The following is a 259-nucleotide window of genomic DNA, read 5'->3' as shown; positions in this document are numbered from 1 at the left end:
CTACGTACCGATGCACTACTTCGACGGTTACGGGCCCTTCCTCGACCGGATCGTCACCGAGAAGAGCGAGTGGCTGACCTTCCCCGGGCACGGGAACAGCGGGATGGGGCAGGCCTGGTTCATCACCACCTCGTTCCTCAACTCGCTCACCGTCGTGATCTTCCCGACGACCGTCGCCGGCTACCTCGGCGCCAAGAACGCCGACGTGCTGCGGCGCAACGCCATGTGGCTGCCCGCCTACAACGTGCTGCTGTTCGTC

Annotated in this window: 1 pseudogene; it reads left to right on the top strand. The window is 64.9% G+C overall.

The annotated features are described in order from the left end of the window. Window positions 1-259 (top strand): annotated as a pseudogene (locus G3I42_RS24625) (sodium:solute symporter family protein); the annotation flags it as partial.

The organism is Streptomyces sp. SID11385 (assembly GCF_010548245.1).
GTDB lineage: Bacteria > Actinomycetota > Actinomycetes > Streptomycetales > Streptomycetaceae > Streptomyces.
This window is presented reverse-complemented; position numbering and strand designations above follow the sequence as displayed.